A 14268-nucleotide genomic window follows, 5' to 3' on the forward strand; every position below is an offset into this window, starting at 1 on the left:
CTTATCTCCCTGGCCAGAATATAAAACGTAAAGCCGGCTGCAGGCTGTTATCCGGTGCCGGCGTCAGTGCGCCATGACCATCAATATTCAGTTCATACTGACCGTCAAAGGTTGCCAGCCGCAGCTGTTTGGCCAGACGCTGCGAACACTGAATATTGTCATTCATATGACTGGCGTCGTAGCAATGGACCAGCAGATATAAACGGCGTTTCATCCCCGGAGTAAGATTTTTCAGATAAGCAATCAGCGCACTGCTCTGCTGTTCATTAATCTGGCCATTTTCGACCACCAGCCCCGGCAGCCAGCCATGACTGCTGACCAGTGCCTGCTGAATCAGCACATTCATATCCGCTCTTTCCTGCACAGCATCGCGGGTGGTCAGCACATCCAGATTCACCATCACCTGCTTTGAGCCACGCTCGATAACATAGAGAACGTAGAGTTTTTTCTCCTTACTCCCTTCCTGCTCTTTCAGCGCCACCATATAAAACTGATTCTGTTCACGTCCGCCCAGACGGGCGTTATGAAATATTTCATTGGCCCAGAATGGGTTGCTGCCGCAATCAAGGGCACGGCATTGATAAATCACCCGACTGTCGTTCAGCTGCTGCGTGTAATGATTAATCACTGTATCCAGCAGCACCCGGTCTTCCACCGCCCAGACCCGGCGCCAGAGCGTACCTTTCAGACGCCGTTCATGCTCGCCATAGGTGGTGGCCTGATTGCGCTTCAGTTCTGAAATAACCAGACGGTAATTACTGACATCCTGTGTTTTGTCTTCCAGCAGACCCGCCTGTGGAAAAGCATCCAGCGCCCAAAGCGGCGACACCAGCAAACCTGTTAACAATACCAACCAGCGCATGGGTTACTCCTTTCTGAAATACGGCGTTAGAGTAACACGGCGCACACGGCACACCCTATGCTGTGAATAAAGCGGCCCTTTAAGGCTCCCCTTCCGCCCTCCTCTTTAACCTCTGCCCTTGTGGCTGTTACACTCGGCCGCGCCATTTTTCAGAGTCAAAACCGTGTTGAAGCATTCGTTACTCCGCCCCGTCACTCTTTCCTGTCTGCTCGTTCTCGCTGGCTGCCAGGCCATGCTGCCAAAGCCAGATACTGATACTCAGGCAACGGTTTACAGTCAGGAGCAACAACAACAGGCAAACGCCGCTGCCGATGAGTTGTTTAATGAGTATTACCAGTTTGCGGTGGAACAGAGCCCGGTACTGCGCAGCCAGCTGGGCATCAGCGGCCAGTTTGACTGGGACGATATTTCTCCTGAGGCACGGGAGCAGCAGGTCGCGTTTTATCAGGACCTGCGCAGCCGCCTGCACGCCATCGATGAAGAAGCGCTGTCAGCCGACCATCAGGCCAGCTACCGCACCCTGCTGTCAGATCTGGAATTCAGCCTGTTAATGGTGCCGTTTGAGCATCATCAGTACGCGTTCAGCCAGATGGGCGGCTGGCATACACTGGTGGTGGATGTATTAATCAATAACCACCCGATCAGCAGCGTGCCCGAAGCCCGCGATTACATCAGCCGGCTGGAAGCGGTGCCGGCATTATTCAAGCGCTGGGGCGAGAATATCCGCGCTGCGGAAGAAGACGGCATTATTCCGCCGGCCTTTGTTTACCCGGCCGTCGAGAGCAGTATGGAAGCCATTATCAAAGGCATTCCTTTTGATAACGGCCCGGACGCCTCACCACTGTGGGCCGACTTCAACAGCAAGCTCGACCAGCTGAACCTGTACCCATCCAGCCGCAAGTTACTGGAGCGCAAAGCCCGTTCAGCACTGCTGCAGGATGTATTACCGGCCTACCGCAATATGCTGGCACTGGTACGCGAGCAGAAGCAACGCGCACCGCAGCATCAGGCAGCGCTTAACCTGACCGATGGCCTGCGTTACTACCAGCTGCTGCTGGCGCATTACACCAACAGCCAATTTGATGCCGACCGTATTCACCAGTTGGGGCTGACCGAAGTTACCCGCATTCAGCAGGAAATCATTGCCCTGATGCCGGCCCTCGGCTATCAGCCGGCCGAAGGCAGTAACAGTCAGCAGCAGTTACGCGACTTTTTTCAGTGGATGGAAGAACGCAGCTACCGTTTCCCCGACGACCAGCAGGGACGGGATGAATTTATTGGCTATCAGAAAAATAAAGTGCGGCAGATGGCCGAACGCCTGCCCTACTTTTTTACCCGCCTGCCGGTCAGCCCTATCGTGGTTAAAGCGGTGGAAGACTATCGCCAGAGCAATGCCCCTATCGCTTTCTATGAGTCACCGTCGATGGACGGCACCCGTCCCGGTATTTATTACGTCAATCCGGCGCGTATGAACGACCTGCCACGCTACCGTCTGGCGGCCCTTGCCTTCCATGAAGCCCTGCCGGGTCACCATATGCAGATTGCCCTGACCCAGGAAAATGAACAGCTGCCGGATTTCCGCCGTAATCTCAGTTACAGCGCCTTCAGCGAAGGCTGGGCTTTGTATGCCGAAAAACTGGCCACCGAAATGGGCGCTTACGAATCGGCAGAAGAAGAATACGGACGCCTGATTATGGAACTGTGGCGCGCCATGCGTCTGGTACTGGATACCGGCCTGCACGCCAAAGGCTGGAGTCGTGAACAGGCGATTAATTTCCGCCTGGAAAATACACCGTTTTCCCGTGCTGACAGCGAAGCGGCCGTTAACCGCTATCTGGTGATGCCGGGGCAGGCCACCTCTTACAAGATGGGTGAATTACGTATTCTGTCGATTCGCCAGCAGGTAAAAGACATTCTTGGCAGCCGCTTTGATCTTGCCGGTTTCCATTCCGCCCTTCTCAGCCAGGGAGCACTGCCGCTGGATGTGTTGCAGGAGTGGATGATCCGCTGGGCAAAGCAACAGAAAAACAAACAGCCGAAAGCGACAACAGCGGAAATGAATAACGCACCTGACGTTACAGACAATACCACCGATAAGGAATAAACCTGCCGGTACCCCGAAAGGACAGCGCATTTCTGTCCTTTCGGGCCAGATACTTCCGGCGTCCAATACTGACGATTGTGCCTGAAGCCTGCCTGCATTAGCCTCCGTCAGGCAAAGGAATGCAGCAACCCCTCCGGATCGCTGACCTCATGTAGCCGTTCTGTCGCTTCGTTCTGACGATTTCCTCTGCAGCGCTTCCCGGCGTATTTCCGGGCCAATACTCCAGCAGAGACCTCCCCATGATAAGAATCCTGTTTTTCCTTTCCGCACTGCTGCCACTGCAGGCTTTCGCTGAAGCCAGATCGCTGGCATCAATAGAAAAAACCAAAGAACTGGCGGAAGCGGTCATGACCGATGTCGGCAATAACGCCATGCTCAAAGGCCTGGCCCTGTTAAAACCTTATGTCATGTTTTCAGAAGCGGAATTTAACGCGCAGATGAATAATGTCAGCTCGCAACTGCCGGTAATGGATCAACACTATGGCAAATCCTTAGGCTACGATTTTGTATCCAAAGAGCTGATCGGTGACACTCTGGTTAAATATATATTTTTGCAAAAATTTGAACGTCACCTGATGACCTGGCATTTTATTTTTTACAAGCCAAAAGATAAGTGGCTGCTGAATACCTTTTATTTTAACGACGATTCAGCAGCACTGTTTCTGCGCTGATAGCTGCGGCACTTTTTCTACACAGATAGCTGTGGCACTTTTCTAAACTGACAGCTGTGGCACTGGCATTCATTGGCACATAAAAAAGAGCGGCGTTATAGCCGCTCTTTATCTTTCACACTGTAGCGTTTAAACAATGCATAGTCATAGGGGATATTCATGGTCAGATCCCTTGCCTGCCATAACGCCCCCTCTGAAGGCCGGCAAAAATCGTAAGCAGGCTTCATAAAGTTAATACCTTCCGGCGCCTCCTGGTAGCGGTTAACCGTATCGTCGTATAACAGCACCATACAGCTGATGCAGCGGTAGTTACCATCGGTCCGCGGATTGTTGTAACAGGTTCCCAGCCGGATGGTTAAGCCCTGTTCACGGATGACATCCAGCAGTAACCCCTCAGTCAGACGAATCAGTCCACTCTGCGCATTTTCATCAATCGGGTAATCATCAGCAATTTCAAGTCGTTCAAAATGTTCCGCCTGTATTGCCTTAATTTCTTCAGCTTTACGCTCCGGATCGATGATTTTATTGATGTCGAATGGATAACGGACCTCAGGAGCATCAACAGCGACGGTAAAATCCTGTGCCGATGCCGAACTCCCGGCCCAGGCAAAATCTGCGTCATCATTTTCATCACGGGCTTCCGGTACATTATCCAGATCTGAAAACTCTTCTCCGCCCAGATGCAGCACATTAATCCGGAAGCTTTCCCAGTGCGTTGGAATATGATGAAAGCCCACGACAAAATGCAGAAATAACAGCATCAGGATGAACACCACCAGTAGTGAACGCCCATGTTTATGCAGCCAGGACGCCGTTCCGTTTTTTTGCACATTATTATCCATATTTTTTCCTGAGCAGATGCAACGTCATGATTAAAAGATCTGACAACGCGCGACGATGACAGAAACGCGGCAATAACAGAGGCGCGACAATAACAGACACACGACGATAAACCAGTGGCCAGCATGCGGCAGAAAAACAAAGTACGCCCCTCTGTAAACAGTCCTGGCAGATCAATTTTCCCTGCTGCCACCATCTGGCAGATACAAAAAAGCCCGGAAATCCGGGCTTCTTCACTATCCGTTGATCGCCAGCATCAGTAACGTAATTCGATACCGGCCTGCCAGTAGCGGTCATCGGCTGGTGTGGCTTTTACCTGCACGCCGGTGGTATCGGTTGCCACAATACGGCGATGACGCATCTGGCCCAGCTCTGCTGTCAGCCATAAAGCACCGCGCCAGTGAAATTCACCACCCAGTCCAAGCTTCCAGTTAGTGTAATTTGCCTTAAACGTACCGGTCTGATCTTTCACTTCTTCAACCCAGACACCACCGGCCGGACGCAAATGCACATAGGACGATAAATCATTGCTCCAGCGTGTCTGGATTCTGGTTTGCGGAAAACCCAGTAACACTTCGGTGTCGCGTGTTGCTTTAGTTGCCATACCGATTACCGGACGCGGGTTAAAGTCACCGAACTCACGATTAACAGTAAGACCGAATTGCCAGAACGCACCGCTGCGACGGTAAATGCGACCAATCAGATCGGCATTCATTGCCAGGCTTTCGCTGTCGAGGACATTAAAATCGGTCATAAAGCCCGGCTCTGCACGTAATAAAAACTCGGCATTTTTGCCACGCTTCTGACGATACTCCAATGGTAAAGAAATCCAGAAATAATCGTTTTGTAAGGCGGTGGTGCCGCTCCAGCGGAATTTACTCATATCCAGATGAAATGATGATGAAACCTGCTCTGCTCCGCGTTTTTTGTACTCCAGTGGCAGTGTCAGGCTCAGCTCGCTGCGGCCAAATTCTGTTCCGGCACCGTTTTCCGGTGCCGCCGGCCCTTCATTGGCCCAGTACAGGCCATTAGCTGCGGCAGCCCAGCTGCACAGGCAGCCTGCCACTACAGTGCCGATATTACGTACATCAATTCTCATCGGAATAAAGGTCATTGTATGCTTCCTGAACGCTGGCATAACTGGCCAGTGCACCTGTCGATTGCTCATTTTTGCGGACGGTATCGAGTGCGGTCAGAACATCGAGAACATTCTCGAAACCGGCCACTATATCGTCCGGTGCTCCCGCCTCTTTCAGCAGATCAGTGTAGTTGGCAACGTAGTCAAATGCTTCGGTTTCGGCGCGGCGCTGAGCTGGTGTGGCACGTTCATCCATACGGCCAATCACATCCACAACATTCAGTAATGATTTGGCGGCTTCGCTGTCACCATCTACGGCTTCGTTCAGAATAAAACTGTTAAGAAAATTGGAAGCCTCGGCAATGGCTGATACCTGCTGTGTTTGCCCACCCAGCGCCTGAAAATCACTGTTGGATAAAAAGCCATCTTCATACAAGCGCTGGGTCAGCGCCGGAATCTGGCTGGAATTAATAGTGCCGGAAAAAAACTCTGCACTGATGCGGCTGAGTTTTTCTGCGCGATAGGAAAAAGAGACTTTATCACTGCTGTCGGTATTGATCTGGCCTGCAGCCGCAGACCTGGCCTGACCGGCCGCAGCTGCCTCACTACTTTCAGCTGTCTGGCTGCTGTCGCCATTCAGCGCACCGGTTGTTGAAGCAACGTTTTTACCCAACATCGCCAGCAGGTTCTGATAACCGGACGAGGAATTATTGATATCCACCTGACATCCTCCCAAAGAGACTGAAAAGAGAGGAGCAATTACCAGGCCAGACGAACAATCCTGTTAATAATCAATAATTTATAAATAAAAGCGGCAAGCACTCGCCGCTTTGCGTCAGCTTTTTGCCGCTACTTTCCCTTTTGGCCATCCGTATCCTGAGCCGCACCGGGCTCACGGGCACGGCGGGTAATATGCTGACGCAGACTATGTACGCCCCAGTACACGGCCCCCAGCACAACGGGTAAGGCGATGCCTTTCAAAAGATCGCTATTGATATTCAGACCCGCTGCTTTCAGGGCGGTAAAAGCAATGCCAAGCAAAGCCAGAATGTAGTAACCGATGGCCACTACCGACAAGCCTTCCACGGTTTGCTGCAGCCGCAGCTGCAGCTGACTGCGGCGGTTCATGGAAGACAGTAAATGCTGATTCTGCTCCTGAATCGACAGGTCGACGCGGGTGCGTAACAGACTGGTGGTGCGGTTGATGCGGCGTGATAAATCTTCCAGCCGGTCACGCACCGAGTTACAGGTTTTAATGCCTGGCGTCAGGCGCCGTTCAAGAAACTCACGCAGACTCTGCATGCCTTCAATCGGGCTTTCTTTCAGCTGGCGCAGACGGTCACGCACCAGATCGTGGTAGGCCACGGCCGCCGAAAAACGGAAGTTGGTGTTGGAGCGGTGACGTTCCACTTCGGCCGCCAGCTGCGACAATTCCTGCAGCAGTACACGTTCGTCTTTACCGGCATCAATATCGGAAATGCTCTGATTCAGCGTCGCCAGGTTATCTTCGATACGACTTAATTCGCCGCCCATCTGACGGGCAATCGGCAGCGCCATCAGCGACATCAGGCGGTAGGTTTCCAGCTCGAATAAGCGCTGTACCAGGCGGCCGGTCTGATACGGTGTCAGTTGTTGAGTCGTGGTTGCGGCGCCTTTATTGCACACCACGATGCGGCCAAAACCATCAGAGTGCAGCTTAAAAGCTGTCCACACCTGGGCTTTATCATCGGCCACCCAGGCGCCGGAAACCCGCTGCCCTTCGAACCAGCGCTGAATCTGTTTCTCATCCGGCTGCTCGCCGACCAAGGCCAGATTCACCGCCACCACCAGCTCACCGGGCATCGCCGCCAGCCAGTCTTTCGGTACAAAACTCAGCGCATCGGCAGAAAAAGGCTCAACATCGGGACAGATAAAGGTGAAGTTGGCAAACTCCAGGTGACGCTCCCAGCGCAGCTCAAAACCACCGAAATCCTGATACAGGCAGGACGATTCCGGTGCTGGGGCAGGAACGCTGAAACGACGGCAAAGATCGACCACATGGGCATGCAGATCTTCGCGGTTATCGTTCAGCAAAACCGTGAAGTGGGCAACGTGACAGCTGCCTTCAATGATCGGTGAAGGACGGTTGTGCAGCTCTTCATACAGAGCCGAACGCCATGGATGCACCTTCAGGGCGACCGAAGGTGCGGCGATGTCCGGTGCCTGATCCGTTAGGGCGTTTTTCATAATTCCATCCCGCTGCCTGCTATAAAAGTGCGCGGATTCTACCCAAGCAGACGCACAGATGCGACTTTTCAGGCCGGTTCGCGCTCTTCCTCAGCAGCAATGGCCCCTGCCGGCAACAATTCGCTTAATGGCATATCGAGCAGACTACTCCGCTGCTCAAGCCACTGTTGCTGCCAGTTCTGCAGAGCGCGGTACGCCGCTCCACTGATGTTATCGGGTAACGGCTGCTGTAATTGTTGCAGTGTCAGTGTGCGGAAAAAAGACGCCAGACTGAGACCATTCAGATCGGCAATCCATACCCATTGCTGATCCTGCGTCTGAGTCGCCCAGCCCTGCTGCTGAAACTCCTGCAGCAGGCGTCCGACATCGGCCGCCGGCAGATCACGGGCCAGCCGGCACAGGCGTGCTTCATCCGGCAGCTGACCGGATTGCTGTGCCTGCCACAGCGTCTGCAACAGCAACAGGCGCTGCCATAACAACGGCAATCGGCGCTTCTGGCTGCGTACATGGCTCAGGCTGTAGCTCAGCTCTGCACCCAGCAATAACAGCATCCAGGCCAGATAAATCCACAGCAGAAACAGCGGAACCGCGGCAAAGGCACCGTAAATTAACTGGTACGACGGAAATAACCCGACCATTTTGGCAAACAGAAACTTACCGGCTTCAAATACCGTAGCCACCAGTACCGCCGCCAGTAAGGCATTACGCCACGGCACGCGGCAATTGGGTACCAGCATATACAGCGCACAAATAGCGCCACTGCTTAAAAGCCAGGGCAACAGCCTGACGGGTAAGGCAATCTGGCCGGTTAAGGCACCGGCATCCTGCCACAAAGGCATCGCCGCCAGCAGCGAGCTGGCGGCAAAGGCTGCCCCGAACAACAGCGGGCCAAGACTGAGTACCGCCCAGTAACGGAAAAAGGTTTGCAGGCCGGAACGCGGCTTATCAACATTCCAGATGCGGTTGAACTGCATCTCGATGGTACGCAACAACATAAAAGCCGTTACAAACAGAAAAACGACCCCAACCCAGGTCAGCTTGCGCGCCTGTTGGCTGAACTGCACCAGATAAGCCGAAATCGTTTCACTGCCCTCCGGCATGACATAAGCCAGAAGCTCACCGTGGGCCTGATCGCCCCAGCTTTGCAGCTCAGGAATGGCACTGAGAATGGCATAGGTCACGGTGATCACCGGCACCAGCGCAAACAGTGTGGTGTAAGTTAACGCGGCGGCATCACGGCGCCGCTCTTCCCCTTCGAAGCGTTTCAGTGTCTGCCATAAAATCTGGCCTGTCAGGCGTAAACGCCGCCAGAAGCGCCGCACCGGGGTAAGAATCGCTGCCGCTTCCTGTCCACTGACTGTCATATTCAATTTCCCGTTCGTCTGAGTGCTGCCGGAAACAAAAATACCGGCTTTTTACGCAAGCTTTTCCTCAGCGCAGGCATCCTTTGTTAAGATACCGGCCATTCAGTCCGTGAGACAAAATTGCCCGACAGGCTGTTCACGGCCGCCAGACATCATCCGCTGCCGGTAATACCGGACAACGACACAGGACACGCAAAGCATGAGCGAAATACAGATCTACCACAATCCACGCTGTTCCAAATCCCGCGAAACCCTGGCCCTGCTGCAGGAACAAGGCATTGAACCAGAGGTGATCGAATATCTGAAGGATGTGCCCTCTGCCGCCGAACTGAAAAGCGTACTGAGCAAACTGGGCATCGGTGCCCGTGATCTGCTGCGCACAAAAGAAACCGAATACAAAGAAGCCGGCCTCGACAATCTGCAGCTGAGCGATGATGACATCATTGCCGCCATGTGCGCGCACCCGAAACTGATTGAACGCCCGATCGTGATCAAAGGATCACAGGCGCGTATCGGCCGTCCGCCACAACAGGTTCTGGAGATTCTGTAATGGCCCAGCCTTACGTTCTGGTGCTGTATTACAGCCGCCATGGCAAAACGGAGCGCATGGCGCAGCAGATGGCGCGCGGCATCGAAAAAGTCAGCGGTATGGAAGCCAGGCTGCGTACCGTGCCGGAAGTTTCGGCCGATACCGATGCCAGCCTGCCAGCGGTTCCGGACAGCGGCGCCGTATACTGCAGCGCCGATGATCTGAAACACTGCGCCGGCTTGCTGCTTGGCAGCCCGACGCGCTTTGGCAATATGGCCGCACCACTGAAGTTCTTTCTCGATGGCACCAGTCCGTTGTGGCTGACCGGCGCGTTAATCAACAAACCGGCCGGGGTGTTTACCTCCAGCTCGTCACTGCACGGCGGCCAGGAAAGCACCCTGCTGAGTATGGCGCTGCCACTGCTGCACCACGGCATGGTATTCGCCGGTATTCCCTACAGCGAAGCCGCCCTGCTCAATACCCAGAGCGGCGGTACACCTTACGGTGCCAGCCACTGGGCCGGAGCCGATAACAATAACGAACTGAGTCAGGCCGAAAGCCAGCTCTGTCAGGCGCAGGGGCAACGTATTGCCACCCTGGCCAAAGCACTGGCGGAGGCCAACTGATGAAAACCCTGAATGCATACCGCATCATGCTGGCCAGCTATCTGGCGGTCCTGCTGGTGTTACTGTACAGCACGCTGAGCAACGCTCCGGCGGGCAGTGAAGGCACTGCCAATTACGCCGTTGGCGTACTCTGGTGGCTGATTAAAGTGCTGCCTTTCCTGCTGTTTATTCCCGGCCTGATCAAGCGCTCACACAAAGCCGCGGCCTGGCTGTCGTATATGGCGATTCTGAGCTTTGCCGTACTGGTTGGCCTTGGCTCATTCACGGCCGCCAGCCTGTGCATCGTACTGTTTCTCAGCAGCATGCTGTACACCCGCTGGGCCAAGGCCGATGCTGCAGCTGTCAATCAAACGGCTGCGACCACCCACGAATAACAGGAATTCATACCATGAAACTGACCGTGTATTTATCCGGCGAAATTCATACGGACTGGCGCGACGATATTGCCCGTGGCGTTGCTGATGCCGGGCTGGACGTTGAACTGACCGGGCCAAATACCAATCATGGCGCCAGCGACGACTGCGGCGACCAGATTCTGGGCGCCGAAGAGAAAGCCTTCTGGAAAGATCATAAGGCCGCCAAGATCAATGCACTGCGTACCCGCAAGCTGATTGCCGATGCCGATATTGTGGTGGTGCGTTTTGGTGACCAGTACAAGCAGTGGAATGCGGCCTTTGATGCAGGCTACGCTGCGGCGCTGGGGAAATCGCTGATCGTGCAACACGATCCGGCCCTGACTCACCCGCTGAAAGAAGTGGATGCTGCGGCAATGGCGGTCTGTGAAACGCCGCTGCAGGTGGTGGAGATTTTACGTTATATCAACCGCGACAGCTGAACTGTTCAAACCGCTGTTCAGCGCCACAGCAGTCATGCCCGGGAGCCTGCTTCAGGCTCCCACAATCAGAACGATTACTCGTCGTCCCAGTCACCATCGGTACTGTCATCGGCAATCTCGGTGGTTACCGGCTCGCCACATTTGGCGCACTTACCTTCGATAAAGATCACACCTTCCTGCTCAAATTCTACCGGCTCAACCATGCCCAGATCGGCTTCCATACAGTTGTTGCACCAGGTCTGGCTCAGGAAAGCATCCTGATCTTCTTTATCACGTGCGAAAAAGTCGCGTTCAGTTCGTTCCATTGTGTTACTCCGGTTTTAATACTAAATCACCACAGAATGGCGTGAGATTATCACGATATTCCCCGATAAATACGGAGGTTTATTCTACGCTTTATCGTAAAGCCTGAATATGGACCCTGTTAATGAATATAAAACACCAATTGGTACTGACGATTGTTGCCAGTACTCTCTGCGCCGTTGTTCTGACAGCCCTCGTCGGCAGCCAGACCTCCATAACCACCGCCAGGGAAGGTGCTGATCAACAGGTCGTTCAGGCATTGGTCAGCCGCCGGGACCTGAACAAGGCAAGCATCGAACGCTACCTGGCCACACTAGAATCTCAGCTGATTACCTTAAGCAGCAGCCCACTGATTCAGCAGGCCAGTGTACTGATGAAAACTGCATTCTTTGATTATCCACTGCAATACGGTGAGTCACTGAATGAACAGCCGCTGAAAAACTATTACGCCAACGAGTTCAACAGCACCTTTGCCAAGCTGAACGATGGTAACGACTCACCGCAGCAACAGATTTACGCTGGCCTGAGCGATAATGCCCGTTACCTGCAAAGCGCCTATATTTCCGGCAACAGTAACCCTCTGGGGGCCAAGTCCGAGCTGAACGCCCTGAATAACGGCACCGAATACGACGAGTTACACCGCACCATTCATCCTTATCTGCGTCAGTTTCAGCAGCGCTTTGGCTATTACGATGTATTTATCGCCGATGCTGACAGCGGGCATATTATTTACTCGGTCTTTAAAGAGCTGGATTTTGCCACCTCTCTGCGCACCGGCCCCTATAAAGACAGTGGCATCGCCGACGTATTCAACAAAGTCATGAGCCTGCCAGAAGGCCAGGTCGCATTCAGTGATTTTGCCGTTTACATGCCCTCTTACAATGCCCCGGCCTCTTTTATTGCCACGCCCATTTTTACCGATGGTAAACGCAGCGGAGTCCTGATCTTTCAGATGCCGGTCGATAAAATTAACGGCATTATGACCAACGACAGCCGCTGGGCTGAAGTCGGCTTTGGCCAATCCGGCGAAAGCTATCTGGTCGGCCAGGATATGACACCGCGCAGTCAGAGCCGTTTTTTAATCGAAGACAAAACCGCCTATCTTAATGCTCTGCAGCAGGCTGGCTTATCCAAAACGCTGCTGAATGAAATTGATCAGCGCAATTCCTCCATTGGCCTGCAGCCGCTGGATACGCCATCGGTCAAAAAAGCATTACAGGGCGAAAGTGGTATACAAACCATCAACGACTACCGTGATGTTCCCGTACTGTCGGCCTATACCTATATCGATTTTGTCGGCACCCGCTGGGCACTGATCAGCGAGATTGATCGCGATGAAGCCTATGCAACGGTCAGCCAGATGACAGACACACTAATCCGTAACAGCATCATTCTGATCCTGGTAATGGCCGGTCTGATGACGGCAATTGGTATCTGGAGCGGTAACCGCGTCACCCGCCCGATTGTCAATGTGATTGACCGGATTCGTCAGGTCGCTGAACGGCGCGAACTAAACGCAACCTTCAGTGAAAAAGGTGCTGCCGAATTTGTTCAGCTGGGCCAGGCACTGAATCAGTTATTCCGTCAGCTGCAATCATTTTTTGGTGAAATGCAGCAGACCGCAGATACCCTGACCCGCCATTCGGAACAACTGAAAAAATCGAGTAACGCTACAGCCGATCAGGTGACCCAACAAAACGAAGAAGTGAATTCTGCAGCAACCGCCACCACCGAAGTCAGCGCGTCAGTGAGTGAAGTGGCAAGCCACGCCGAGCTGGCCGCCGAAAATATGCGCAACACCCGTAACCGGGTAAAAGAAAGCCACGACATGTCCAACACCGCACGCACCACCATCAACCAGCTGCAGCAAAATATGAGCGTCTCTATTGCTGGCATGGAACAACTGGCCAAAGAAAGCGAAGGTATCGGTGCGGTACTGGATGTGATTCAGACCATCGCAGAACAGACCAACCTACTGGCACTGAACGCAGCCATTGAGGCTGCCCGCGCCGGTGAACAGGGTCGTGGTTTTGCCGTGGTTGCCGATGAAGTCCGGACACTCGCCTCCCGCACAGCACAGAGCACCGAAGAAATCCGCAGCAAAATTCAGTCACTGCAACAATGCGTCAGCAGTGCACAACAGGCCATGAGCACATCACAGGAAGGCACTGACGACAGTCTGGAAAAAGTGGAAGGAACCGCTCGCCTGATGGATGAAGTGTCAGCTCTGATCGATCAGATGGAAGAAATGAGTGCCCAGATCGCGACGGCAGCGGAAGAGCAAAGCTGTGTAACCACTGAAATCAGCCGCAATATTACCCATGTAAAAGACCTGTCTGATGGCATCCTTGATGCGACGGCCATGATTCAGAATTCCAGTGCGGATCTGGATAACATCACCACCACCATCCGCAGTCAGATCAGCGAGTTTAAATTCTGAAACCCCTGACCGGTGTGCGGATAACAATCTGAACGCACACCGGGCCTTCCAAACGCCACAGGGCAGCGATTTCCTTCCCGGGTAAAAATAATCCACTGGCACAAATGACTCTGCGCAATGAATGATTTTACCTGCATTCTTAGGGCCTGCTGACACTAAGTGAATCGGGCCTGCTGAGAGCCAGTTTTTCTCAGAACAAGGAGAGAGGAGTGATATTGTCAGGAACATCCATGTTCCTGACCCTGCGGGCTTCGCGCCCATCTGCTCCGGGCAGATGGGTAGCGGGCTAAATGAATGACGAGCGACGAAGTTAGTGGGGAAAACTGGTCTCAGCCCGAAGGGTTATGGCTAAAAATCCCTCATCCAGCGTTGCTGTTCGCTCGCTTAACC

The 14268-nt window shown here is 53.5% G+C and carries 14 protein-coding genes; 7 read left to right on the forward strand and 7 right to left on the reverse strand.

Translation table 11 applies throughout. The features are described from left to right. Position 1: 1 nt before the first annotated feature. A complete protein-coding gene (locus tag B3P58_RS07420; RefSeq protein ID WP_286716706.1) occupies positions 2 to 862 on the reverse strand; it encodes a DUF4892 domain-containing protein in 861 nt (286 codons plus the stop codon). Positions 863 to 1094: 232 nt separating this feature from the next. Here B3P58_RS07420 and B3P58_RS07425 point away from each other — a divergent pair, with 232 nt between their 5' ends. Continuing rightward, entirely contained in the window at positions 1095 to 2966 is a 1872-nt protein-coding gene (locus tag B3P58_RS07425) for a DUF885 domain-containing protein (protein ID WP_286716709.1), read from the forward strand. 239 nt (positions 2967 to 3205) lie between these two features. Next, positions 3206 to 3637: a hypothetical protein gene (locus B3P58_RS07430; protein ID WP_145470161.1), complete on the forward strand. Its 432-nt coding sequence runs from the start codon at positions 3206 to 3208 to the stop codon at positions 3635 to 3637. A gap of 95 nt (positions 3638 to 3732) precedes the next feature. Here the strand turns inward: B3P58_RS07430 and B3P58_RS07435 are convergent, their stop codons facing one another. From B3P58_RS07435 to B3P58_RS07455, 5 genes are all read right to left on the reverse strand, one after another. Further along, the gene (locus B3P58_RS07435; protein ID WP_286716713.1) at positions 3733 to 4479 is read right to left on the reverse strand and encodes a hypothetical protein; all 747 of its coding nucleotides are present in this window, start codon (positions 4477 to 4479) and stop codon (positions 3733 to 3735) included. Positions 4480 to 4733: 254 nt separating this feature from the next. After that, complete coding sequence (locus tag B3P58_RS07440; RefSeq protein WP_145470157.1) at positions 4734 to 5591, reverse strand: hypothetical protein; 858 nt, start codon at positions 5589 to 5591, stop codon at positions 4734 to 4736. Further along, the gene (locus B3P58_RS07445) at positions 5566 to 6276 is read right to left on the reverse strand and encodes a hypothetical protein (protein WP_145470155.1); all 711 of its coding nucleotides are present in this window, start codon (positions 6274 to 6276) and stop codon (positions 5566 to 5568) included. The genes B3P58_RS07440 and B3P58_RS07445 overlap by 26 nt, the downstream gene beginning before the upstream one ends. 128 nt (positions 6277 to 6404) lie before the next feature. Next, positions 6405 to 7781, reverse strand: a complete 1377-nt coding sequence (locus tag B3P58_RS07450) for a DUF3422 family protein (protein WP_145470154.1) — start codon at positions 7779 to 7781, stop codon at positions 6405 to 6407. A 68-nt stretch (positions 7782 to 7849) separates the two neighbouring features. Then, the gene (locus tag B3P58_RS07455) at positions 7850 to 9145 is read right to left on the reverse strand and encodes a YihY family inner membrane protein (protein ID WP_286716718.1); all 1296 of its coding nucleotides are present in this window, start codon (positions 9143 to 9145) and stop codon (positions 7850 to 7852) included. Between the two features lie 199 nt (positions 9146 to 9344). Between B3P58_RS07455 and arsC the strand changes: the two genes are divergently transcribed. Genes arsC through B3P58_RS07475 form a run of 4 tightly spaced genes read left to right on the forward strand, consistent with a single transcriptional unit; the run spans position 9345 to position 11135 of the window. Continuing rightward, complete coding sequence (gene arsC, locus B3P58_RS07460) at positions 9345 to 9695, forward strand: arsenate reductase (glutaredoxin) (RefSeq protein ID WP_286716721.1); 351 nt, start codon at positions 9345 to 9347, stop codon at positions 9693 to 9695. After that, complete coding sequence (wrbA, locus tag B3P58_RS07465) at positions 9695 to 10300, forward strand: NAD(P)H:quinone oxidoreductase (RefSeq protein ID WP_145470148.1); 606 nt, start codon at positions 9695 to 9697, stop codon at positions 10298 to 10300. Before arsC ends, wrbA begins: the two co-directional genes overlap by 1 nt. Continuing rightward, positions 10300 to 10674, forward strand: coding sequence for a DUF2069 domain-containing protein (locus B3P58_RS07470; RefSeq protein ID WP_225690859.1), 375 nt, complete (start codon positions 10300 to 10302; stop codon positions 10672 to 10674). Before wrbA ends, B3P58_RS07470 begins: the two co-directional genes overlap by 1 nt. 14 nt (positions 10675 to 10688) lie before the next feature. Next, positions 10689 to 11135 carry a YtoQ family protein gene (locus B3P58_RS07475; RefSeq protein WP_145470144.1) on the forward strand — a complete coding sequence of 149 codons (447 nt, stop codon included), beginning with the start codon at positions 10689 to 10691 and terminating at the stop codon, positions 11133 to 11135. Between the two features lie 74 nt (positions 11136 to 11209). Here B3P58_RS07475 and B3P58_RS07480 read toward each other — a convergent pair whose 3' ends face one another. Beyond that, the gene (locus B3P58_RS07480) at positions 11210 to 11440 is read right to left on the reverse strand and encodes a hypothetical protein (RefSeq protein ID WP_145470142.1); all 231 of its coding nucleotides are present in this window, start codon (positions 11438 to 11440) and stop codon (positions 11210 to 11212) included. A gap of 122 nt (positions 11441 to 11562) precedes the next feature. Between B3P58_RS07480 and B3P58_RS07485 the strand changes: the two genes are divergently transcribed. After that, complete coding sequence (locus B3P58_RS07485) at positions 11563 to 13878, forward strand: methyl-accepting chemotaxis protein (RefSeq protein WP_286716749.1); 2316 nt, start codon at positions 11563 to 11565, stop codon at positions 13876 to 13878. Positions 13879 to 14268 lie beyond the last annotated feature (390 nt).

Source organism: Thalassolituus sp. UBA2009, assembly GCF_002335285.1.
Classification (GTDB): Bacteria; Pseudomonadota; Gammaproteobacteria; order Pseudomonadales; family Oceanobacteraceae; genus Venatoribacter; species Venatoribacter alkanivorans.

Excerpts from the sequence above, each read along its gene's own strand:
- B3P58_RS07420 (WP_286716706.1), bottom strand. The coding sequence starts at position 862 with ATGCGCTGGTTGGTATTGTTAACAGGTTTGCTGGTGTCGCCGCTTTGG.
- B3P58_RS07425 (WP_286716709.1), top strand. The coding sequence starts at position 1,095 with ATGCTGCCAAAGCCAGATACTGATACTCAGGCAACGGTTTACAGTCAG.
- B3P58_RS07430 (WP_145470161.1), top strand. The coding sequence starts at position 3,206 with ATGATAAGAATCCTGTTTTTCCTTTCCGCACTGCTGCCACTGCAGGCT.
- B3P58_RS07435 (WP_286716713.1), bottom strand. The coding sequence starts at position 4,479 with ATGGATAATAATGTGCAAAAAAACGGAACGGCGTCCTGGCTGCATAAA.
- B3P58_RS07440 (WP_145470157.1), bottom strand. The coding sequence starts at position 5,591 with ATGACCTTTATTCCGATGAGAATTGATGTACGTAATATCGGCACTGTA.
- B3P58_RS07450 (WP_145470154.1), bottom strand. The coding sequence starts at position 7,781 with ATGAAAAACGCCCTAACGGATCAGGCACCGGACATCGCCGCACCTTCG.
- B3P58_RS07455 (WP_286716718.1), bottom strand. The coding sequence starts at position 9,145 with ATGACAGTCAGTGGACAGGAAGCGGCAGCGATTCTTACCCCGGTGCGG.
- arsC (WP_286716721.1), top strand. The coding sequence starts at position 9,345 with ATGAGCGAAATACAGATCTACCACAATCCACGCTGTTCCAAATCCCGC.
- wrbA (WP_145470148.1), top strand. The coding sequence starts at position 9,695 with ATGGCCCAGCCTTACGTTCTGGTGCTGTATTACAGCCGCCATGGCAAA.
- B3P58_RS07470 (WP_225690859.1), top strand. The coding sequence starts at position 10,300 with ATGAAAACCCTGAATGCATACCGCATCATGCTGGCCAGCTATCTGGCG.
- B3P58_RS07475 (WP_145470144.1), top strand. The coding sequence starts at position 10,689 with ATGAAACTGACCGTGTATTTATCCGGCGAAATTCATACGGACTGGCGC.
- B3P58_RS07480 (WP_145470142.1), bottom strand. The coding sequence starts at position 11,440 with ATGGAACGAACTGAACGCGACTTTTTCGCACGTGATAAAGAAGATCAG.
- B3P58_RS07485 (WP_286716749.1), top strand. The coding sequence starts at position 11,563 with ATGAATATAAAACACCAATTGGTACTGACGATTGTTGCCAGTACTCTC.